Origin of the sequence: Paenibacillus puerhi, from assembly GCF_009846885.1 — a bacterium.
Taxonomy (GTDB): Bacteria; Bacillota; Bacilli; order Paenibacillales; family NBRC-103111; genus Paenibacillus_G; species Paenibacillus_G puerhi.
In genome coordinates this window covers 137,941-158,648 of sequence record NZ_WUWM01000004.1, presented here as the reverse complement: position 1 = coordinate 158,648, position 20,708 = coordinate 137,941, and the positions used below count along the sequence as shown (strand labels likewise).

Annotated in this window: 20 protein-coding genes; 15 read left to right on the top strand and 5 right to left on the bottom strand. The window is 57.3% G+C overall.

Annotation, left to right across the window (positions count from 1 at the left end):
* Positions 1 to 110: 110 nt before the first annotated feature.
* From GSF01_RS05300 to GSF01_RS05290, 3 genes are all read right to left on the bottom strand, one after another.
* Complete coding sequence (locus GSF01_RS05300; RefSeq protein WP_159881979.1) at positions 111 to 1,745, bottom strand: stalk domain-containing protein; 1,635 nt, start codon at positions 1,743 to 1,745, stop codon at positions 111 to 113.
* A 267-nt stretch (positions 1,746 to 2,012) separates the two neighbouring features.
* Positions 2,013 to 3,650: a sensor histidine kinase gene (locus GSF01_RS05295; protein ID WP_235941297.1), complete on the bottom strand. Its 1,638-nt coding sequence runs from the start codon at positions 3,648 to 3,650 to the stop codon at positions 2,013 to 2,015.
* Complete coding sequence (locus GSF01_RS05290) at positions 3,647 to 4,333, bottom strand: response regulator transcription factor (RefSeq protein ID WP_159882068.1); 687 nt, start codon at positions 4,331 to 4,333, stop codon at positions 3,647 to 3,649. Before GSF01_RS05290 ends, GSF01_RS05295 begins: the two co-directional genes overlap by 4 nt.
* A gap of 491 nt (positions 4,334 to 4,824) precedes the next feature.
* On the opposite strand from GSF01_RS05290, the gene GSF01_RS05285 reads away from it, so the two are divergent.
* From GSF01_RS05285 to GSF01_RS05250, 8 genes are all read left to right on the top strand, one after another.
* Positions 4,825 to 5,520 (top strand): DUF3221 domain-containing protein, encoded by a 696-nt coding sequence (locus tag GSF01_RS05285; RefSeq protein WP_159881978.1) that lies wholly within the window; start codon positions 4,825 to 4,827, stop codon positions 5,518 to 5,520.
* 666 nt (positions 5,521 to 6,186) lie between these two features.
* A complete protein-coding gene (locus GSF01_RS05280; RefSeq protein WP_159881977.1) occupies positions 6,187 to 6,579 on the top strand; it encodes a Fur family transcriptional regulator in 393 nt (130 codons plus the stop codon).
* Positions 6,558 to 7,436, top strand: coding sequence for a winged helix-turn-helix domain-containing protein (locus tag GSF01_RS05275; protein WP_159881976.1), 879 nt, complete (start codon positions 6,558 to 6,560; stop codon positions 7,434 to 7,436). The genes GSF01_RS05280 and GSF01_RS05275 overlap by 22 nt, the downstream gene beginning before the upstream one ends.
* Before the next feature lie 138 nt (positions 7,437 to 7,574).
* Positions 7,575 to 9,041, top strand: a complete 1,467-nt coding sequence (locus tag GSF01_RS05270) for a catalase (RefSeq protein WP_159881975.1) — start codon at positions 7,575 to 7,577, stop codon at positions 9,039 to 9,041.
* 28 nt (positions 9,042 to 9,069) lie between these two features.
* Positions 9,070 to 9,600, top strand: a complete 531-nt coding sequence (locus GSF01_RS05265) for a Fur family transcriptional regulator (RefSeq protein ID WP_159881974.1) — start codon at positions 9,070 to 9,072, stop codon at positions 9,598 to 9,600.
* The gene (locus GSF01_RS05260; RefSeq protein WP_159881973.1) at positions 9,537 to 9,974 is read left to right on the top strand and encodes a Dps family protein; all 438 of its coding nucleotides are present in this window, start codon (positions 9,537 to 9,539) and stop codon (positions 9,972 to 9,974) included. Before GSF01_RS05265 ends, GSF01_RS05260 begins: the two co-directional genes overlap by 64 nt.
* 252 nt (positions 9,975 to 10,226) lie before the next feature.
* On the top strand, positions 10,227 to 11,378 hold the full coding sequence (locus GSF01_RS05255; RefSeq protein ID WP_159881972.1) for a response regulator: 1,152 nt from the start codon (positions 10,227 to 10,229) through the stop codon (positions 11,376 to 11,378).
* A 242-nt stretch (positions 11,379 to 11,620) separates the two neighbouring features.
* The gene (locus tag GSF01_RS05250) at positions 11,621 to 13,252 is read left to right on the top strand and encodes a helix-turn-helix domain-containing protein (RefSeq protein ID WP_159881971.1); all 1,632 of its coding nucleotides are present in this window, start codon (positions 11,621 to 11,623) and stop codon (positions 13,250 to 13,252) included.
* 119 nt (positions 13,253 to 13,371) lie between these two features.
* On the opposite strand, the gene GSF01_RS05245 is transcribed toward GSF01_RS05250, so the two are convergent.
* On the bottom strand, positions 13,372 to 14,010 hold the full coding sequence (locus GSF01_RS05245) for a DsbA family oxidoreductase (protein WP_159881970.1): 639 nt from the start codon (positions 14,008 to 14,010) through the stop codon (positions 13,372 to 13,374).
* Between the two features lie 205 nt (positions 14,011 to 14,215).
* Between GSF01_RS05245 and GSF01_RS05240 the strand changes: the two genes are divergently transcribed.
* The 5 genes from GSF01_RS05240 to GSF01_RS05220 all read left to right on the top strand — a co-directional run bounded on the left by GSF01_RS05240 (position 14,216) and on the right by GSF01_RS05220 (position 19,125).
* Positions 14,216 to 15,967 carry an ABC transporter ATP-binding protein gene (locus tag GSF01_RS05240; RefSeq protein WP_159881969.1) on the top strand — a complete coding sequence of 584 codons (1,752 nt, stop codon included), beginning with the start codon at positions 14,216 to 14,218 and terminating at the stop codon, positions 15,965 to 15,967.
* 108 nt (positions 15,968 to 16,075) lie between these two features.
* Positions 16,076 to 17,248, top strand: coding sequence for a sensor histidine kinase (locus tag GSF01_RS05235; protein WP_235941296.1), 1,173 nt, complete (start codon positions 16,076 to 16,078; stop codon positions 17,246 to 17,248).
* Positions 17,249 to 17,270: 22 nt separating this feature from the next.
* On the top strand, positions 17,271 to 17,960 hold the full coding sequence (locus GSF01_RS05230; RefSeq protein ID WP_159881968.1) for a response regulator transcription factor: 690 nt from the start codon (positions 17,271 to 17,273) through the stop codon (positions 17,958 to 17,960).
* A 65-nt stretch (positions 17,961 to 18,025) separates the two neighbouring features.
* On the top strand, positions 18,026 to 18,634 hold the full coding sequence (locus GSF01_RS05225; protein ID WP_235941295.1) for a TVP38/TMEM64 family protein: 609 nt from the start codon (positions 18,026 to 18,028) through the stop codon (positions 18,632 to 18,634).
* A 20-nt stretch (positions 18,635 to 18,654) separates the two neighbouring features.
* Complete coding sequence (locus tag GSF01_RS05220) at positions 18,655 to 19,125, top strand: SRPBCC family protein (RefSeq protein WP_159881967.1); 471 nt, start codon at positions 18,655 to 18,657, stop codon at positions 19,123 to 19,125.
* 179 nt (positions 19,126 to 19,304) lie between these two features.
* Here GSF01_RS05220 and GSF01_RS05215 read toward each other — a convergent pair whose 3' ends face one another.
* The gene (locus tag GSF01_RS05215) at positions 19,305 to 19,796 is read right to left on the bottom strand and encodes a DinB family protein (protein ID WP_159882065.1); all 492 of its coding nucleotides are present in this window, start codon (positions 19,794 to 19,796) and stop codon (positions 19,305 to 19,307) included.
* A gap of 180 nt (positions 19,797 to 19,976) precedes the next feature.
* Between GSF01_RS05215 and GSF01_RS30030 the strand changes: the two genes are divergently transcribed.
* Positions 19,977 to 20,111 (top strand): hypothetical protein, encoded by a 135-nt coding sequence (locus GSF01_RS30030; RefSeq protein WP_268893691.1) that lies wholly within the window; start codon positions 19,977 to 19,979, stop codon positions 20,109 to 20,111.
* 302 nt (positions 20,112 to 20,413) lie between these two features.
* Complete coding sequence (locus GSF01_RS05210) at positions 20,414 to 20,686, top strand: hypothetical protein (protein ID WP_159881966.1); 273 nt, start codon at positions 20,414 to 20,416, stop codon at positions 20,684 to 20,686.
* Positions 20,687 to 20,708: the final 22 nt, after the last annotated feature.

Below are 20,708 nucleotides of genomic sequence, written 5' to 3'. Positions count from 1 at the left end.
CGTTTGGATCCAGTCCTGCCGTAATCGAACATAAGCACGTAAATGGAGAAGAACAGTCCGGACGTTTCTGGACTGTTCTTTTAATTCCCAGGCTATGAATGATGGCAGGCTTAATACGTAATGCTGACGCTGTGGTCCTCGGGGATGTATTCCACCTTGGCGCCCAGCACCTCGGAAAGCAGACGTACGGGAATCATGGTGTTCTCGTTCACCAGCTTGGCAGGCACATCCGTAGAGGCCTCCACGCCGTCCAAGGCGTAGGTCGGGCGCGTCGTAAAGAAGCTGATCGTCCGGCCGTCCTTCGTATAGATGGCGGCCTTCTGGGCTTCATTCCACTCAATCTGGGCGCCCAAAGCGGCGGCCAGATCCCGAACCCACAGATAGGAGGAGCCATCGATCACGAGAGGAGCGAGCTTCATGTCGAGCTGCACCCCGTCCAGGGTGTAACTGGTGTCATTCAAGCTGAAGCTGACGACATGCGCGGCTTCGCTTTTCTGCTCGGTTAGCTTCTTATAGGCGGCTGCATCCGCGTGGAGCTTCGACTTGCCCACCGTTTCGGCCGGTTCGGTCTGGAACTGCCACGTTTTCTCGAACGTCTGGATGGAGCCGTTATGCGAAGCTGTCATCTTCACATAAGCCGTATACGATGCGTCCGGCAGAAGAGGCTTGGCCGGGGTAAGGATGACTTCCTGAATCAAATGCTCGTCGTTCTTCGGCGTATTTTGCAGAAGCTCCACGGCATGGCCCTTCGCATCGGTCAGCCGCGCCTCGACCAGCTTGACCTCCTCGGTGTTGGAGCCGCTGATGTGAGCGACGATCGGATAGCCGACAGGATAGGCTGCGCCTTGATGCATACGTATCGGATCCGGGTCCTCATGTCCGTTAAAGGCCACAGGAACGTATTTTTCACCCGGAGCAGGGGTGACCACAAGCTGCTGCTGGTCCTGTTCCTGGAAGCCGAACTCCAGTACGACGAAAGGTCCAACGACCGCTACCCCGATGTCCTTGGCGCTGGGCAGCAGGAAGGGAAGACGGTGGTATGGCGCGTCGAATAAACTATCTACGGACCCGATATGCGTTCCCGCATGGTAGGATACGTCCTCGGCTACATGGTCGTAGTAGCCTGCGTAGAGCGCTCGTTCGCCGGGCTTCTCGCCGATATACCCGGGAAGCGACTTGGTTTGCACGTGCATCGATACTTGAGTCGTGTCGATGTTATTGGTCTGCAAATATTCGGCATGCATCTTGGCCGCCATCGTCAGATTGGGGTTGATCTGCAAGGAAGGCAAGCCGTACAGGAGCCGGTAATCGTTGATAGCGCGGACCATCTCTCGCTGCTTGTCCGAGTAAGAGGTCGGAGGCTCCGTGACGGACAGGGAAGAGACGGTGAAGCTCCACTCCTGCTCGATCGGCTCGTAGCCGGCGAATTCGACCGAGACGGCGACGGTATGCGCGCCCTTGGCGAGAGGCTGTTCAGGCTGGTACGTATAGGTCATGGAAGCGGCATCGTATTGACCTGTTACCCGCTGGCCGTCCAGCTTGAGCGCAATATGGCTGACTGAGGCGATGGAGGATTGCGTAATCTGGAACCCGATCTTGGGTTTAAGAATGCCGACCGTTCCTTGCGGGTAGGCCGTGTAGTAGAAGGATTCCGCCTTGGCTTGGGGAAGCGGGGCCAGACTGAAGCCAGTCAAGGCAACAACGATCGTCAAGATGAGTCGGAACGCTAGCAAGAAACGTTTCATAGGGCACCTCCGGTTGCAAAATGCTAATCATAGGCATGGTCTTCCCGCGCGAAGAAGGATAGACCAGGCAGCGGCCAAGCAGCTTAGGAGCTAGAAAAGCCGCTTCTTGCATTATAATACATATTTCACTAGGGATTCCATGGCTCTATGGACCGAGGCAGGCGAGGAGAGCTGCCGCTCAGCGTGAAGAAGCCGCTCCGCTGCGGGATCGGCTTCTTCGTCAGGGGGTCCGGGCATAGGGAGGCTGCTGTCCGCCAGTGCTGCCCGCTAGCGGGGAAGCGAGATCCGGAAACAGCTTCCTCTGCCAACCTCGCTCTCGACCTCGATTCGGCCTCCATGGGCTTCGATGATCGTCTGGGAGATTGACAGGCCGAGCCCTGCGCCGCCATTCATCCGGGTTCGCGAGGAGTCGACGCGGTAGAAGCGCTCGAAGATATGGGGAAGCCGGTCGGGCTCCATCCCGGGGCCATTGTCACGGACCGATAAGTGAACATGATCCGGTCCATCATGCAGCGAGATTGTAATCACCCCGCTCTGCGCATCGGTATGCTGAACAGCGTTATGAAAGAGATTCAGAATGACCTGCTTGATCTTGTCCGGTTCGAACCGGCAGCGGCCGCCGGTAGCCGTCTCCAGACGGAGAGCGCGGCTCCCGGCAAGCAGCCGCAGCTGAGGCTCCATCTCTCTAATCACGTCGGACAATGCACCGTCTTCCAGTTGAATCAACGGGGCACGGTCCAGCTTGGCCAGCAGGAGCAGGTCGGAGACGAGCTTATTGATCCGCTTCGACTCGCTGTGCATGCTGTTCAGGGCGTTGTACAGCTTGTCCGGCTGGTCGGCTGCGCCGCGGAGCAGCACCTCCAGGAAGCCGTGAATCGACGTAAGCGGAGTCCGTAGCTCATGGGAGGCGTCGGCGACGAAGCGCCGCATCTGTTCCCTGGCTTCCCGCTCGGTCTCGAACGAGCTTTGCAGCCGCTCCAGCATGCTGTTGAAGGAGCTTGCCAGCCGATCGATCTCGATCTGCCCCTGCTGCTCCGGCATACGGATGGCCAGGTTGCCGGCATCGATCTGCTGGACCGTGTCCACCGCATTGGACAGCGGAACGAGGGTTCTGCGCAGAACGGGCAGAAAGGTTAGCAGGCCCGCGACCAAGGCCACGCAGGATACGGTCAGGAAAATGAGCAGCTGACGCAGCAGCACCTCCTGCAGCGGCTTCGTATTTACACTGAGCTGCAGCAGAGCCTTGCGGTTTCTAAGGTCCGAGCGGGCGATCACGACGAGCTGTTCCGTGCCGTCCGCCGCCTTCATTACCTGGTAGGACCAATCCCTGCGATCCTCGTTCAGCATCTGCATATAGGCTTCCCGTGTCAGATGGGGGACGACCTTGGCCTGCTCCTCATCCCAGCCCGGGAGATCGGTAACATGGCCTACGGCATCGATATAGCTGAGAACGCCTTCCGGTAGAAAAAACGTGGGCCTGCCTCGGAAGCTCGCGCCGGCCGACGGCCTCAGCTCATTGGCAGGCGGCCTAATGTCCGCGCCGGGCGCCTGCCCGTTACTGCCGGACGCCTGCCCGTCGCTGCCTGGCGCTTGCGCCGAGCTGCCAGGGCCGCGCGCACTGTTCGCGCCGCTGGCAGCCGAAGGCTTAGCCGCGTTTCCCGCGGAACGTTCTTCCTCTACCGCCCCGCTGCGGTCCAGCCAAACGTCCGGCGGCAGCGTCTGCAGCTGGCTGCGCATGCTTTCGGCCTTGTTCCGGTAGATCGCATCGCTCATCAGCACATATTGCAGCGCGCCGATCAGAGCGAGCAGCGCCGCCAGGATCAGAAGCGAACGCGCCAGCAGCTGGAGGCGCAGCGAGCCGGCCGGGAACACCCGTCTCCAGCGGTCGGATATCCGCCCGCTCACGGCAGATCGACGCGGTAGCCCGCGCCGCGCACGGTACGGATCAGACGGTGCTCCCGGTCCTGCAGTTTATCGCGCAGGGAGCGGATGTACACCTCTACAATATTTTCTTCCCCGGCGAAATCATAACCCCAGACCTTGTCCAGGATCAGCGCTTTACTGAGCACGATGCCGTGATTATGGACCAGGTAAGTGAGCAGCTCGTACTCGGTGGGGGATAGCTCCAAAATGCGCCCCTCATAGCTGATTTCCTTACGGCGGTCATCGAGCCGGAACGGCCCGTGAATCACTTCCTCCAGCAGATGGGGAAACTGATTGCGCAATCGGGCATGAATCCGGGCGAGCAGCTCATCGAAGCTGAACGGCTTGGCCATATAATCATCCGCGCCCAGCTTCAAGCCTTTGACGCGGTCATCGACATCGTCCTTGGCCGTCAGCATGATGACGGAGATGGGCAGTCCGGATTTCTTGAGCATCCGGCACACTTCGAAGCCGTCCATGCCAGGCATCATGACGTCAAGAATGGCAATATGCGGCTCGAACTCGCGCGCGGCATTGATGGCGCTCAGGCCATCCGGCGCCGTTTTCACCTGGAAGCCTTCGCTGACCAGCCCCAGCTCCAAAAATTGCAAAATATTCGGTTCATCGTCGACCAGAAGCAGACGGATGCCTTTTACCGATTTGATATTCATGGTCTTCGTCCTTTCAGATGGTAACATTTGGCTAGATCTTCATCGGTGAAATCTATCATGTACTTATAGACCTGCATTGTTCAGGGAAATCTCGCATGACATTCCTGCATGCTTGCTGACGTTTCCCCTCCGAAAAGAAATTTATGTAAAAAAACTGTACTTTGGCATGTTTCCGGCCTGGAGTGAGGACTGAGACTGTCTACTAACATGAACACGAATACGATTCTTAAGTTCAACTGATATAGTCTTTCTTCCTGAGTTCATTATACTCGAAACAACTGAACCCCTGCTGAGCGGAATCTGAAAGATGGCTGAAAAGACAAGACCAGAAGGCAAGCTTTCCGTCGTGCAACCTGTACAGGCCGGGGAGCGTCTGAAGGGTAGCAGCCAGAGGGAACCGGGTAGATCATGCGGACTCTCACGGATAGGGGAAATGAGTCCGCTTAGCAGGTGTCGTTACCGAACGGACAGAGGAGGAAACAGGAATGAGTCCATGGTTCAAGCTGCTGCTTGCAGCGGGAGTATGGCTGGCCGGCTGGCAGGCGGAGGAGAACGGCCGGGAAGAGGGTGGGACGCCCGCCACGACGATCCAGCCGGAGGAACAGCAGAAGTCTGCGGTAAGAAAGTGGCCGGGTCCAAGGACGGCCCAGCCGGACGCCCGGTTGACCCGCGCGATGCAGTCGGTAACCGAAGAGGCTGTCGAGGCTTACAAGGAAACCCACGGCGTGGTGCTGATGAGCGCTGGGCAGTCAGCTGATCGAATCGAGATAAAGGTTCGGCGATTTGGCGATTTCGAACGGCCGTTCACGGAGGAGGAGCTGCAGGCGGTGAGGTCCGCGTTATATGAGGCAGCTGGAGAACCGTTTCCGCTGGAGATCATCGTCTTTGGTTGCTGCGGCAAGCCGTCGCTCACGGGCAAGATTACGGAAATCGACGAGCAGGCCAAGCGGGTACTGATCGTGGATGAGCATCAGACCCTGACAACAGGCAACCCTATGCCTATGGCGATCTGGGCACGCCTGGAGGAGGATGGACGGGTAGTAGGCGAGAAGTCCGGCCGGACGATGGAGTGGGCGGAGCTGCGGGTCGGCCAGCGTGTCAGCCTGTGGCACAACGGGATGGTAGCCGCGTCGTACCCGGGGCGAACCTCTGCGCTTAAGCTGGAGGTCACGGAAGAATAAGGCGGCAGATTCGGCGGCGGAAAGGCCCGCTTTGTTGGCAAGCTGGATAGCAGAGCGATCTGAAAGTCCTGTAATAATGGAGCAACGTAGGAGCGGCGCGGAGTTACGGTTAACGGACATGTTGAATCGTTAGCGGCTGGGAATGACACGGATACGAATGTAAGGGACCTATTGGACCTTAAGAGCGACAATTTCTTGGGATTCCGGGCGTTTGAGACCGCTAAGAGCAGTTATGAGGCTGTCGATTCATTGTGAGTAACTGAGTTGAAACGTACTGCTTTCGCTAACGGACCTCACTCAGAGTCTCTATTTGCAGCGTTTTCGCGATATTGAAAATCAAACGGACTCAGATGACGCTATTTGGTGCATTTCCGCCCATTCTATGCGGTTTTGACGTAAGTAAGGTCGTCTGTGTCCGTTACAATTTGAACAGGCCCCATTTTTGTGAAATAGCGACTGTGGTGTCCGTTACGTTCAGCCTTTACTTAACTGCGCTGCCGTCCACAATGAATCGACAGCCTCGTTATCTCCGTTAGCCGAGCCCGATACCCATGCAGGTATGGGGGACAAGTAACGTTACTTCGGGAACGTTCTACTAGGGAGTCCTTGACCTCCCTGTGAATTAGATTTATACTTAATCTAAATTCAAATCAAGGGGGTCAGTCCATGAGCAAGCTAAACCTGACGCCGCAGCGCAAAGCGATCTATGAGATTGTGTCACATAGCGAGAACCATCCGACTGCCGCTGAGGTCATCGAGCGATTGCGGGAAAACGGTCATCATTTGGCCTATGGCACCGTTTATAATTCATTACGATATTTAACTGAAATGGGACTTATCCGCGAGCTGAAGCTTGGCGAGGCGGCGAGCCGCTATGATGCCCGCATGGAAGACCATCATCATATTGTGTGCAAGCAGTGCGGCCGAGTAGACGAGGTCATGGCCGATACGCCGCCCGAATGGGTACTGGCAGTCGAGCAGGAGACCGGCTACCGGGTCGATCATTCTCACGTCGTATTCGAAGGAGTGTGCGCAGCATGCCGACCACGGACCAATTGAAGCAAGCGACCGGAAAGATGATATTCGAGCCGGTTAAACCGCAGCAGCCCAGCATCGGGTCTGCACCTAAGTCGTATGACGGGCATGATCCGGAATCGGAAGCCGCGATCGGCGCTTACTGCAGTGAAACGCAGCGGGTAGCTGTGATCAGCGCATTTCCGGAGAGGGTACACGGGCTGGTAGGCGAGCTTTCCACCCGCTGCCTCGACGTGCTTGTCTTCCACCGGTTCGATCCGGCCGTGATGAACGGACTGCCGGTCGAGCTGATTATTCTGGACGCGGCGGCTGCCGATGCGGCGGGAGAGTCTGCCGAGCTTCGCGCAAGCGCGGCGGATACGAGCAGCCGGGCAGCCTTCCTGTGGCTCGTGCAGGAGAAGGAAGCTGCCGAGCTCGCCGTGCATGGCCAGGAGACGCTGGTATGGCCAGGGCCTCTCGATGCGGCGGTCGCCCGGGCGATGGAGCTGCTGGAGCGAAGCGCGCGGTCCGGGGAGACGTCGGCGTCAGCCGTCTGGGAGAGAGACCCCGCTGCCGGAGCCGCTCCTGGGCATGCGAATGCGGTGCGCTCCTTCAAGGATCTGACGCTAGATGCCAGGCGGATGACGGTTACCCGAGCTTCCAGACGTATTGAAGTCACCAAGACGGAGTTCGAGCTGCTGCTTCTGCTCATGGAAGCCGAGGGCGGCGTGCTTACCCGCGAGGACATTATGGATCGGGTCTGGGGGAGTCACTACTTCGGAGGCAGCAATGTGGTGGACGTTCACGTTAAAAGCCTGCGCAAGAAGCTCGGCGATCCCGCCGCTTCGCCTCGTTATATTGTTACGGTGCGCGGGGTGGGGTACCGGCTGGCCGACGAGTAATCGTCGGCCTCCGCGCCTCACCCCATCTTCATCATATCTTCATCCAATATTCATGCAGAGTTCATGTTCGAACGGGATTTTGCCTGTATACTTACCTTATAGATTTAGATCAAGTCTAAATATAAGGAGCGATGAAGAATGAATAATCAGCACCGTCTTACCACTAATCAAGGAGCCCCTGTAGGGGATAATCAGAACTCGCGGACAGCCGGTCAGCGCGGCCCGACTTTGCTTGAGGACTATCATTTACTGGAGAAAATCGCGCATTTTGATCGGGAGCGCATACCTGAGCGGGTCGTTCACGCCCGGGGCGCAGGCGCACATGGTATTTTCGAAACCGAGCGAAGCATGAAGGATTTTACGAGGGCTCATCTGTTTGCCGAAGAAGGACGTCAGACCCCGGTATTTGTCCGTTTCTCCACCGTCATTCATGGCGTCGGTTCTCCGGAAACGGCCCGAGACCCTCGCGGATTCGCCGTAAAGTTTTATACGCAAGAGGGCAATTACGACATCGTCGGCAATCACCTGCCTGTTTTCTTCATCCGGGATGCCATGAAATTTCCCGATATGGTGCATTCGCTGAAGCCGGCCCCCGATACGAATGTGCAGGAACCGTCGCGCTACTGGGATTTCATGACGCTATCTCCCGAGTCTACGCATATGCTGACCTGGCTGTTCTCGGATAATGGGACGCCGGCCAATTACCGGCAGATGGACGGCTTCAGCGTCCATGCCTTCAAGTGGATCAACGAGGAAGGCCGCACGACCTATGTCAAGTATCATTGGAAGACGAAGCAGGGGGTTGCAAACTTCACGGTCCGGGATGCGCAGGAAACTCAGGGCCGCGACTTCAGCCATGCGACGAGGGATCTGAGCGAATCCATCAAGCGGGGGCAGTACCCGGCTTGGGAGCTGCATGTACAGCTGCTGCCGGTCGAGGACCTGGATATCCACGGCTTCGACCCGCTCGATCCGACCAAGGTATGGCCGGAGGAGCTCTATCCGCTGCACAAGGTGGGCACGATGACGCTGAATCGCAATCCCGGCAACTTTTTCGCTGAGGTTGAGCAGGCGGCCTTCTCCCCAAGCGCCTTGGTACCGGGAATCGAGCCTTCGGAGGATAAGCTGCTGCAGGGGCGTCTATTCTCGTATCCGGACACGCAGCGGTACCGTCTGGGCGCCAACTATTTGCAAATCCCTGTGAATTGTCCGTATGCTCCCGTACGCAATCATCAACGCGACGGCGCGATGACGATGAAGCAGGATGCTTCGACCTTCAATTATGAGCCTAACAGCTCTCCGGGTAGTCCCCGAGAGGACGCCGCTTACCGCGATACGCCTGCTCCCTTGCAAGGTAATGCCGAGAGGAAGCGCATAGGGAAAACCGACGATTTTACGCAGGCAGGGGAGAAATACCGCAGCTTCTCGGACGTGGAGCGGGATCATCTGATCTCTAATCTGGTCCGCGACCTGCTGGCCACGCCTCCCGATATCCAGCTCAGGGCCATCTACAACTTCTTCCGTGCCGATCGTGAATACGGCTCCAGGCTAGCGGCAGGCTTGGGTATCGATATAGCAGCTCATATGCCGCCATCCAACTCGTAGCAGAGAGCAGGGGAAAGGCGGGAGGGACATGCGGGCAAGCGTCACGTTAAAGAAGGCCGAGCAGAGGCTGGAAGTGGCGGGCATCCGCATGACGGCGCAAAGACGGCTGATCACGGAGTATTTGTTCGTCAGGCTTTCGCATCCTTCGGCGGAGCAGCTGTATGAAGCCATCTATGCCGATTATCCGAAGGTCGTCAGCATCACCACGATCTATAACAATATGCGGGTGCTGCGTGATCTCGGTCTGGTAAAAGAATTTTACATTCATCATAGCGGTACGACCCGTTACGATACGAATGTACGGCCCCATCATCATCTGTACTGCGTACAATGCGGGAGCATCGATGATTATACGGAGTCCGCTCCGCTGCAGGGCCGGATCGGTCCAGGGTTCCAGGCGAGCGGGGCGTATGTAGAAATTTCGGGGACTTGTCAGAGCTGCAGCTACGCAAGCAAGCTTCCCTATCATGTTGGTTACCCTAAGGAGGAATGGAGATGCAAGAACAAATTACAGCGGTACTCAATCGTCAAGTCGCCAACTGGTCCGTCCTTTACATGAAGCTGCATAACTTTCACTGGTACGTGAAGGGGCCTCAATTCTTTACTCTGCATGTCAAATTCGAAGAGCTATATACCGAAGCAGCCTTGCATATTGACGCGCTGGCCGAGCGAATGCTTGCGCTTGGAGGCGCTCCGGTGGCTACGATGGCCGAGAGCCTGAAGCTCGCTTCCGTGAAGGAGGCGGCAGGCGGGGAGAATGCGGAAGGCATGGTTAACGCCATTGTCCGCGACTTCGAGATCCTGATCGGGGAGCTGAAGCAGGGGATGGAGCTGGCCCAATCCTTGCAGGATGAGACGACGGGCGACATGCTGCTTGGGATTCATGCGGGTCTGGAGAAGCATGTGTGGATGCTGAAATCCTTCCTGGGCTGACGGGGTAAAGCAAGAGCCGCGATCCCCGCGGTCCGCCTCGGATAGACTTTCGCAAGGGCTTATAGAAGGACTGAAAAGCGGTTGTTCCCTGTAGCGGGAGCAACCGCTTTTCCTATGCAAATATTGTCGATTAGGTGAGGCCGATGGACGGGATTCGGTACATATCTAGAAAAAAAACCTCAATAAAGTTTAGCGAAAAACCGATGGTTAGTATTAATGAACTTGGAATCGAAGCGGGATGGTGATGCCCTGATGAACGTAATGATGATCGATGATGAACGGCTTGCGCTGATCCAATTGGAGAACATGCTTAAGAAATTTCCCGGGGTTTCTATTGTCGGCGCTTCTAGGGACCCGCATCAAGGCATCAAGCTCATCGAGGAGCTTCAACCGGACGTCGTATTTCTCGATATCCATATGCCCGAGCTGTCCGGGCTTCAGATCGCGGAGATGCTTCAAGAGAGAGGCTCCAACGTGCAGGTCGTATTCGTGACGGCTTATGACGAGTATGCGATCGAAGCTTTCGAATACAATGCCATCGACTATGTGTTAAAGCCCGTGCAGCGGGAGAGACTGGATAAGACGATACAGCGGCTGAGCAAGCGGTTCCTGCATGCCGGTTCGGTTCAGACACCCGCCCCCGCGCATCCGTTAGTCCGGACGCTGCCTTCCCTAGCCTTCGAAGGGATGGAGCAGGGAGGCGAAGCCTCCAAATGGAGAACGGCGAAAGCACAGGAGCTGTTCGCATTCCTGCTGCATAATCGCGGGCAGCTGGTCAAGAAGGATGCGCTGCTGGAGCTGCTGTGGCCCAAGCTGGATGAGAAGCGCGGAATGACCCATATGTATACGACCGTGTATCAGGCCCGTCAGCTGCTGAAGCGGACGGGATTCGCTCTGACGATCCGCAACGCCGGTCTGGAGGAAGGGTATGTGCTTGATATGAATGGCGTCCAGGTAGACACCGATGAATGGGAGCGGCTGATCCATCAGTCCGAGGATGACGGATATTTGCCGCCTGACGTCGCAAGCCGTGCGATGGATTTGTATCGGGGCGACTACTTCGGCGATTATGACTATATATGGGCCGAGAGCGAGCGGCAGCGGTTGAGGATGCTCTGGCTTGGTTATTTGAAGCGGCAGGCGGTATACGAGGAGAGCAAGGGGATGGAAGCCTCGGCGATGGCTCTGTACCATCGGATTCAGCGACAGCAGCCTTATGACGAGGAAAGCTACTTTGCCCTCATGAAATTATATGACCGGCTCGGAGACTGGAGTGCGGTGGAAGAGCAGTATGCGAGCCTCCATAAGCTGCTGGAGGATGAACTGGGCATCGCTCCCCAGGCGCGCATTATGCTTTGGTACCGGTCCTGGGCCAAGCAGGGAGGGCGCCACACAACCTATTAGACGGACGACCTAAGGATACGCTGCAGGTGCAGCTTGCTGGGCCGGGCCGCAGACCATCCGTACCCTTCTCATCACGCTGACGGCGGGGAGGGATAGACGCGTCTGCGGCTTTTTGGCATGGTTTGGGCAGGAAGTATTCCTTCCTAAGGCAAGCATTCAAGCAACTGCCGCTAACTTGAATTGACGATGATTTTCATTATCATTTATGATAGAGTAGTGATTAAGCTTCAAGGAGGTTGATGATGTTTAACACAATCGATTACATCCGGGCGCTCTCCCTCGATTACTTGGCGACGGAGGAGACCCGCATCGCTTCGGGCTCTTCACTCTCTTTTCATACGCATGGCGAGCATGCCTTTGTCTTCGTGCGTCAAGAGACGCTAGGCATCGTCCTGCAATTCGGAGAAGCCCGTCATACGGGCCGAGCTGCAGCGGGACAGTGGTTCCTGGTGCCGCCTTTCTGCGAATGCCTCGTGGAAAATCTGTCCTCGGACCGCCCGACCGGTATTGTCATCGTCAAATTCCGCTGTACGAGCAAGCGGCGCTTCGCCGGGGCCGGTTCCGGCGCCCATAGTCTGCTGCCCGCAGAGCGTGCAGGCCTTGTCAAGTTCCGCTGCCCTCAGGTGCAGAGCTGGATTCGGGATTTTACCGACAACGCCCGGATGGGGACAGCCGGTTACTACTATCAATTGCAAGCCCACTTGTACGGCTTGGCTTCGGCCTTCAGCCTGACCCTGCAGATGCCCCGAGAGCCGGAGGCTGAGCTGCAGGATTACGTGGAGCAGACAAGAAGATATATGCTGGAGCAGTATTACGAGCCGACGGATATGGAAGAAATTGCGCGGTCCTCGGGCGTAAGCGCCAGCCGGTTCTATCAGGCGTTTCGTCGAAGAACCGGATTAAGTCCGCATAAGTATCTCACGAAAACCAGATTACAGGCAGCGTTGACTCTGCTTGCCGATTCCAATCTGCCGATTCTCAATGTAGCTCACACTGTAGGATATCCCGACGAATATTATTTCAGCCGGTTATTCAAGAAGCAGATGGGGCTCTCCCCCACCGAATACGCGATGCTGGCCAAACGGAAAGTCGCCTGCTTGTCGCCTGTCTTCCGCGGGGATCTGTCGGTGCTCGGGATCACGCCGCATATGAATCTGGAGCGCGGCTGGATGGAATATCCGGAAGAAGCGCTCCGACAGGTCGCGGAGGCCGGTCCGGAGCTGATCTTCACGCCTCCCGTCACCGCAGATATTTACCAGGGGCTTATAGAGATCGCTCCGGTCGTTATGCTGGACTGGAAGAAGTATTCCTGGAAGAAGCGGCTGCTTGACCTGGCCGAGCCTTTGGGCATGTCAGGAGTAGCTGAGCGCTGGCTCGGTTATTTCGAAGCCAAGACGGAGAATGCCAGGGCTTTGATCCGCCGGGAGCTGGGCGATGAGCCGATGCTGGTCGTCAATGTCAGCCTGAGCGGGCTTTACCGGGTCTACGGGATGCAGATCCGCAAGATGAGGGATCTGTTCTACGAGGACCTCCAGGTGATTCCTCCCGAATCGGTTCGTCAGATTGATGTTCTGGATGTACGCTCCGTCGAGCAGCTTGCGGCGCTGGACTGCGCGCATGTGCTATTTCTGGTCGATGTGGGAGTGACGGAGGAGCTTTGCGCAGAGCTTGAGCATACGTGGAGAAGCTTGAATCGGCAGCGCTCCAGACAACGCTGTCTCTTCATCCGCGCGCCGCATCCGCTACTGAATAATGCAGCTGTGCATGATAGCATGGTAGACCAGACGATGGACTATATGTCGGCAGTGGGGTCCGAGCTTACGGGGGTACCGGGCTTCCCCCTCGATCCGCATCCATCCCTGCGGCAGCGCTAAGACTCAAAGCAGCCTCCGGATCTGATTCCACCAGATCGGGAGGCTGTTTACGTGGGCAGGGAAGCTACGCCCGGGGTTTCCTTGTGTACGGTACGTTACGGTATCGGCTGGCTGCTCCGCTATTCGGTGGAGGATTCGGCGGCCGTCTGCTCCAGCACCTTGATGATCTGCTCGGGCGGGTACGCTCCCGATAAGGCGTACTTGTTATTGAATACGAAGAACGGTACCCCTGTAATCCCCAAACGTGCGGCCTCCTGCTGGTCGGTCTTCACCTGGAGCTTCCCTTCTCCCCGGTCCAAACGTTCTCCGAGTGCCTCCGGGTCTTCTCCCAGCTCGGCAGCTATGCCGAGCAGCACCTCTTTGAGGGCGATATCCTGTCCGTCTTCAAAATAAGCCTTCATGACCGCATCCACCCACGCGCCCTGCTTGTCCAGCGCTAGAAGAGCCGTCAGACGGTGAGCAAGAAGCGTATTCGGCATACGCGTTACGTGCTCGAAGCGGAACAGGACGCCGGCGGCCGCACCGGCCTGGGTCACCTGGGCCGTAACCTGGGCGATTTGATTCACACCGCCCATTTTCTTGGCCATCGCCTCGCGGAACGGCTTGCCTTCCGGGGGCAGGTCCGGGTCGAGCTGATAAGCGCGATAGCGGATAACCGCCTGATCCCCGTCCTTCCATGCCGCAAGGGCATTCATCAAATTTTGCTTGCCGATGCGGCACCAGGGACATACCATATCGGAATAAATATCAATTTGCATCCGAGCAACCTCCCAATATCTTTTTTCGTTAAGATCAGTATGCGGTATTCGAAGGGCCAACGCAAACGAAAGGCCGGGCGCCGTGCTGCAGCTCGGACAGGCCGCCTGGAGCAAACAGGGAAAAGGCCGGAATCGGCTTTCGTTTATATTTAGTTAACAATGCTAAGGTAAGCTGCAGGAAACGATGTTTAAGGAGGCTTATAAGATGGAACAGCATGCTGCTCCAATTGCCGATTGGCGCAAGCTTGTCCGGCTGATCATGGATACCAAACCGCCGAAGGGCCAGCTTGCCGTCGCACTTTCGCTGAATCTGATCACGACGCTGTCCGGACTTGTCATTCCGCTGCTGACGAAGAGTATCGTCGATAACTTCTCGATCTCGAACTTATCGGCGTGGCAGATCGTGTTGATTGCCGCCGCGTTCCTTATGCAGGCGGCGGCCTCCGGCTTCTCGATGTACCTGCTCAGCCGGATCGGCCAGCAGGTCGTCTCGAATTTGCGTAACCGGCTGTGGAAGAAATTGCTGCGGCTCCCTGTCTCGTATTACGATGAACATGAGACGGGAGATACGATCAGCCGGATGACCAATGATACGGGGATATTGAAGGGGCTGATTACCGAGCATACGGCCAGCTTCTTTACCGGATTGATCTCGATTATCGGGGCGCTGATCATGCTGTTCGTGCTGGACTGGCAGATGACGCTGCTGATGCTGATCGCGATTCCCCTGGCGGCCGCCGTGCTGGTACCGCTGGGGCAGCGGATGTATACGATCTCGAAGGGACTGCAGGCCGAGACGGCTGAATTTACCTCCGTGCTTAACCGGGTGCTGTCCGAGATCCGTCTGGTGAAGTCGTCCAATGCGGAAAGCCGAGAATACGATAATGGCAGGAGCGGTATTCTGAAGCTGCTTGGATACGGGATTCGGGAAGGTGTGATTCAGGCCTGGGTCGCGCCTGTGATGTCTTTTGTGATGATGCTGATGTTTGTCGTCATTATCGGCTACGGAGGCTTGAGGGTTTCCTCGGGAGCGCTGACGGCCGGCGCGCTGGTCGCCTTTCTGCTGTATCTGTTCCAGATCGTCCTTCCGGTCACGCAGATTACCCAATTCTTCACGCAATTTCAGAAGGCCAAGGGGGCTACCGAGCGAATCATCGAGATGCTGGACGAGGAGGAGGAGCCGCTGGAAGGACGCTTGCTGGAAGCCGCGGACGAGCCGATCGTGCTGGATCGCGTTTCTTTCGCCTACCGCTCGGGGGAACAAGTGCTGCAGGATGTCTCTTTCACTGTGCAGCCGGGGAAGGTGACGGCTATCGTCGGACCAAGCGGCAGCGGCAAAACGACGCTATTCTCGCTGCTGGAGCGCTACTATCGCCCGACCGGCGGCGCGATCACGCTCGGCGGCATACCGATAGAGGAGTATTCCTTGCACTCCTGGCGCAGCCTCATCGGCTATGTCTCGCAGGAAAGCCCGCTCGTGTCGGGGACGATCCGGGAGAATATGTGCTATGGTCTGGACCGCGAGGTGACAGTGGGCGAGCTGGACCGGGCGGCCCGCATGGCGTATGCGGATGAGTTTATTATGGAGCTGCCCGGAGGCTATGAGACCGAGGTGGGCGAGCGGGGCGTCAAGCTGTCCGGCGGCCAGCGGCAGCGGATCGCTATCGCCCGTGCGCTGCTGCGCGATCCGCAGATGCTGATGCTCGACGAAGCGACCTCAAGTCTCGACAGCAAGTCCGAGATCGTCGTTCAGCAAGCGCTGCAGAACCTGATGCAGGGGCGGACGACGCTCGTGATCGCTCACCGTCTGTCCACCGTTATCGATGCGGATCAGATCATATTCGTCGAGAAGGGTCAGGTGACGGGGATCGGCACCCACGACGAGCTGTTTGAGAAGCATGCCCTGTACCGCGAGTTTGCCTCCAGACAGCTGCGGTTTCAGGAGCAGCCGCACTAAGACGGTCATGTCCGTGCGATTGTTGGGTTGACAACGCGACAGCCCGGGATGCCGGAGCCAGAGCCAGCTGGATCGGAGACTAGAGAGACCAAAGCGGAGGGGAGAGCGGTGAGAGCGAGATCGGATCGCAGCCAGGATAGAGAGAAAGCAGGACATAGTGGGCGGAGCAGGGGAAGGAACGGAAGGATCGGAAGAAAGGGAAGGAAGCCGGAGGGGACGGCACCGAAGCGTTGGCTGCAGTGGGTACAGGGCATCATGTCGGTTCTGGTCCTGATCGTACTGATTCTGCTTTCCTATATGGCGGCCTCCTATGTGACAGCTCCGGGCCTGCGTCTGTTAGGCCTTGAGCTTCAAGGGCTTCCGCTTGAGCTGGCCAATACGTTTGTCAGCTTTGTTGGTATGATGGCGCTGGCCGCCTCGGCCGGGTCCTTCTTTTACTTCCGGGAGCGAAAGATCCTGAACGCGCTGATCGGCGCTATGCGTCAGATGGCCAGGGGCGATTTCAACATCCGGCTGGATATCAACCGCAAGAGAGCGGGTGACTATGGCGGGATCGTAGATGGAATCTATCATATGGCGGAAGAGCTTGGGCAGATGGAACGGCTGCGGCAGGAGTTCATCTCCAACGTCTCACACGAGCTCCAGTCTCCGCTGACCTCGATCAGCGGATTTGCCCGCGCCTTGCAGAAGGAAGGGCTCGGCAAGGAAGAGCACGATCATTATCTGCGCATCATTGAACAGGAGAGCAGGCGGCTCTCCAAGCTTAGCGACAGCCTGCTCAAGCTGACGACGCTCGAATCGGAGCATCAGCCGTTCGCGCCGCGCGGCTATCGGCTGGACAGGCAGCTGAGGGATGTCGTGCTGGCGGGCGAGCCGCAATGGTCGGCCAAGGAGCTGGAGCTGGAGCTCGATATGCCGGAGCTTGGGGTATATGCCGATGAGGAGCTGATGAGCCAGGTATGGACCAATCTGCTGCATAACAGCGTCAAGTTCACGCCGGAAGGCGGAACGATCCGCATCGCGGCGGCTGGCAGCGAAGACCGGGTAGAGATTACGTTTGAGGACTCGGGGATCGGCATTGAGGCTGAGCATGTGCCGCATATCTTCGAGCGGTTTTACAAAAGCGATGCTTCCCGGCAGCGGTCGGCGGGGGGCAGCGGCCTCGGGCTGTCCATTGTCCGAAAAATCGTCGAGCTCCATGGGGGCGATATTACGGTACACAGCTTGCCGGGGGAAGGTACGACGTTCAAGGTGAGCCTGCCGCAGAACAAGAGGGGATAGTAGCTTAGGAGGCGGAGAGCAGATGACCAAGGTGCTGGTCGTAGACGATGATTCCAATATCCGCGAGCTGGTCGCGTTTTTCATGCGGGGCGAAGGATATGATGTGCTGGAGGCGCAGGACGGGAAAACAGCGCTGGCCTTACTCGACAAGGTGAAGGTGGATTTGGTCATTCTGGACATCATGATGCCGCATATGGACGGCTGGCAGCTCTGCCGCGAGCTGCGGGAGCGCGAGGATCTTCCGATCCTGATGCTTACCGCCAAGGGAGAGACGTCGCAGAAGGTGAAGGGCTTCGAGCTCGGCGCGGATGACTATCTGGTGAAGCCCTTCGAGCCTGTGGAGCTGGTCGCCCGCGTCAAGGCGCTGCTCAAGCGCTACCGGATTGCGTCTTCCCAGACGGTTCAGGCAGGCAAGCTGACGTTGAACCGGAAGACCTATGAGGTGCATGCCGGCGACACGGAGTTCATCCTTCCGCTGAAGGAGTTCGAGCTGCTGTTCAAGCTGGCCGGTTACCCGGGCCGGACGCATTCGCGCGATGAGCTGATCGAGAGCATCTGGGGCTTCGACTATGAGGGCAATGAACGGACGATCGACGTTCATATCAACCGCTTGCGCGAACGGTTCGGCGAAGACGCCTATGGCTTCCGCATCCGCACCATCCGCGGCCTCGGCTATCGGCTGGAGCTGACGGCGGGGGAGCGGAAGCGGTGAGTGCCGGGGTATGCTTTGATTTTGGCCCCCTGTTAGGCGTATGATGAAGGGAGTACAAGCCGAAGGTGGTTGAGGTCAAGCGTATGGAGTGGAGGAAGGCAATAGCCGCACTAACCTGGGAAGATATAAACGGCTGGCTGAAGCAGTACGAGGCGCTTGGGCCGCTTCCCGGCATGCTGGCTACGTTCGTGGAGGCCTTCGTGCCGATGCTGCCCCTGGTTGCGATTCTGATAGCCAACGTGAATGCCTACGGGCTGTTCGAGGGAGCGCTGCTGTCCTGGATTGGCGTTGTGAGCGGCGCGAGCTGCGTCTTTGCCATCGTACGATTCTTTGGCGGGAGACTGCGCGGCCTTCTGGAGAGGAAGCTGCCCCGGACCGGCAGGCTGATTCATTGGCTTGAGAAGCATGGCTTCACATCGGTGTTTCTGCTGGCCTGCTTCCCGTTTACCCCCTCGGCCGTCGTCACGCTGGTATCCGCGTTGTCCCGTATGCCCTTCCATACCTTCTTCCTCGCAACGGCGCTGGGCAAAGGAGTGATGGTCTTCCTCGTATCCCTGGCAGGCAGCGATCTGGCCGGGCTTTTGCGGCACCCGTGGAAGATAGTGTTCATCCTGTCGGCCTTCGGCCTGATGTGGCTGCTAGGCAAGAAGGTGGAAGCCAAATATATGAAATAAATCAGGGGAGCGGACTCGCTATGCCTGTTATTAGACAGCAGCTGTATATCGAAGCGCCTCCCGAGCTCTGCTTTGACCTGTCGCGCAGTATCGATGTGCATATGGACTCGATGGCACAGACCGGGGAGCGGGCAGTAGGCGGAAGGAAAAGCGGGCTGATCGAATGCGGCGAGACGGTAACCTGGGAAGCGGTTCACTTCGGTATCCGGCAGAGGCTAACCGCCCGGATCACGGAGATGGAGCGGCCGTACCGTTTCGTCGATGAGATGGTCAGCGGAGCCTTCCGGCGCTTTTACCATGAACACAAGTTCGAAGTGTCAGGCTCCGGTACGCTGGTGACCGACACTTTTGACTATACGTCGCCTCTTGGGGGACTCGGACGTCTGGTCGACGCGCTATTCCTGGAGAGGTATATGAAGCGGCTGCTCGCGCAGCGCAACCAGGTGATCCGCCGGATAGCGGAAGCCCGCTATTTGGAGGAAAGAGACTGATGCGCGGGAGCCGGGATGATAGCGGGTACAGGGAGCTTGGTTTCCGAATCAAGACTGGAGCCTACCCAAAGAGTACTACCCTGGCCCCGGGTCACAACTAACAAAAAGTCCTCAACTGGTTTAGTCTAGTCGAGGGCTTTTTGACGTCTATGGTCACATGCTAATGGAGGTGCCTCGCTTTATTCCCCCGCCGGGCCCCATTCTTCCTTGGACGGACCATATACACCGGGGACGGTCAGGCCGGCTTGGCGCATGAGAATGGTCATCTGGGCACGGTGGTGCACCTCGTGATTAATCAAGATGTGCAGCGTCAGGCCATTGGGCCAAGGCTCGCCATACAAGTCGGACGTTTCGACCAGCGAGGCGTCCGTCCACTGGGTGCGTATGGCTTCGGCAGCAGCTTGGGCCGCTTGCTCATATCCCTGAACCAGCCCTTGCGCGGTGGTCGGTTGAGGCGTATGCTCGTCCGATGCCTCGAAATGAAGGCCGATACGCGATAGCATTTCACGGTAAGTGGTCACGATATGCCAGGCGAGCTCGCCAAGCGTCCGGTATCCGGGTGCGACCTCCTGCGCGAGAGAAGCATCGGTAAGGGCCCGGAAAACCTTTAGCGTGGAGGCGCTCTCCAGCTTGAATTCCTCTTCAAACGCAGCGATACTGTGTATAAACATGCGCTTCATGTCCTTTCCTCAAGAAAAGTTGGGTAAATCCCCCGATATTATAACAAATAGTCATTTAAACACCTAATATAAAGCGTTTGCAGTCGTCTGAATATTATGGTAATATTGGGAATAGCTCTCTATTCTTCGCCTGATGATGTCGCACGGATTATCAAAAGGAGGTAGACAACGATGAACGAGGAAGCGTTATACACAGTTGTCACAGAAGAAGATACCTATGTGTTTGAAACCGAGGAGAACTTTCACGATTTTATGTCTGAGCAAAATTCAGCGCTGGTCATCAATCGCATCGAGAAAAGGGATTAACCCTGACTTCCGGTATAGTATATAAAATATACGCTGTACGGCAACGATTAAAGGTGTCGGATGTCCGGCTCGACCTGCGGGCCGACAGCGTTGAACGGCGGTTTCCCTCCAGCCTTCGGCAGGGGGACCGCCGTTTTTTTGTTCCTCTCTCGCTAGGAGCCTCCTTGTCCCGTTCAGCCCCTTCGAGCAGGGGACCTGGAGCGTCGGGGCCTAGCTCATCATTCTGGCCCATAGGGCGTGCAGGAAAAGATTGCGCCAGCCTGCTAATGGGTATTGTATGAATACAAGGAGGTGTACCTAGGATGACCAAAGTCGTGATTACGCTGCTGGCGCTGGCTGCCGCCCACTTTGAAATATGGAGAACGCTCCCGAACCGACGGGGCAAGCGTGCGGCGGGCATGTTCCTGTTGTTCCTTATTCTCGCAGCTCCGTTAGCCTATGTCGCGTATGACGATTACCGTCATAATTATCCCGATGCCAACATCGGACTGGGGCTTTCCCTGATGTTCACCTGGGCCGTGACTCTCATACTCGCCATAGTCAGTGTCGTACGCCGACTGAGGCGATCCAGGTAATTTCACCTTTCGTTCCCTTCAA

Coding starts and splice junctions, on each gene's coding strand:
- GSF01_RS05255 (WP_159881972.1), top strand. CDS start 10,227: ATGAACGTAATGATGATCGATGATGAACGGCTTGCGCTGATCCAATTG.
- GSF01_RS05285 (WP_159881978.1), top strand. CDS start 4,825: ATGAGTCCATGGTTCAAGCTGCTGCTTGCAGCGGGAGTATGGCTGGCC.
- GSF01_RS30030 (WP_268893691.1), top strand. CDS start 19,977: ATGAACGAGGAAGCGTTATACACAGTTGTCACAGAAGAAGATACCTAT.
- GSF01_RS05240 (WP_159881969.1), top strand. CDS start 14,216: ATGGAACAGCATGCTGCTCCAATTGCCGATTGGCGCAAGCTTGTCCGG.
- GSF01_RS05250 (WP_159881971.1), top strand. CDS start 11,621: ATGTTTAACACAATCGATTACATCCGGGCGCTCTCCCTCGATTACTTG.
- GSF01_RS05215 (WP_159882065.1), bottom strand. CDS start 19,796: ATGTTTATACACAGTATCGCTGCGTTTGAAGAGGAATTCAAGCTGGAG.
- GSF01_RS05300 (WP_159881979.1), bottom strand. CDS start 1,745: ATGAAACGTTTCTTGCTAGCGTTCCGACTCATCTTGACGATCGTTGTT.
- GSF01_RS05210 (WP_159881966.1), top strand. CDS start 20,414: ATGACCAAAGTCGTGATTACGCTGCTGGCGCTGGCTGCCGCCCACTTT.
- GSF01_RS05220 (WP_159881967.1), top strand. CDS start 18,655: ATGCCTGTTATTAGACAGCAGCTGTATATCGAAGCGCCTCCCGAGCTC.
- GSF01_RS05245 (WP_159881970.1), bottom strand. CDS start 14,010: ATGCAAATTGATATTTATTCCGATATGGTATGTCCCTGGTGCCGCATC.
- GSF01_RS05275 (WP_159881976.1), top strand. CDS start 6,558: ATGCCGACCACGGACCAATTGAAGCAAGCGACCGGAAAGATGATATTC.
- GSF01_RS05280 (WP_159881977.1), top strand. CDS start 6,187: ATGAGCAAGCTAAACCTGACGCCGCAGCGCAAAGCGATCTATGAGATT.
- GSF01_RS05265 (WP_159881974.1), top strand. CDS start 9,070: ATGCGGGCAAGCGTCACGTTAAAGAAGGCCGAGCAGAGGCTGGAAGTG.
- GSF01_RS05270 (WP_159881975.1), top strand. CDS start 7,575: ATGAATAATCAGCACCGTCTTACCACTAATCAAGGAGCCCCTGTAGGG.
- GSF01_RS05260 (WP_159881973.1), top strand. CDS start 9,537: ATGCAAGAACAAATTACAGCGGTACTCAATCGTCAAGTCGCCAACTGG.
- GSF01_RS05230 (WP_159881968.1), top strand. CDS start 17,271: ATGACCAAGGTGCTGGTCGTAGACGATGATTCCAATATCCGCGAGCTG.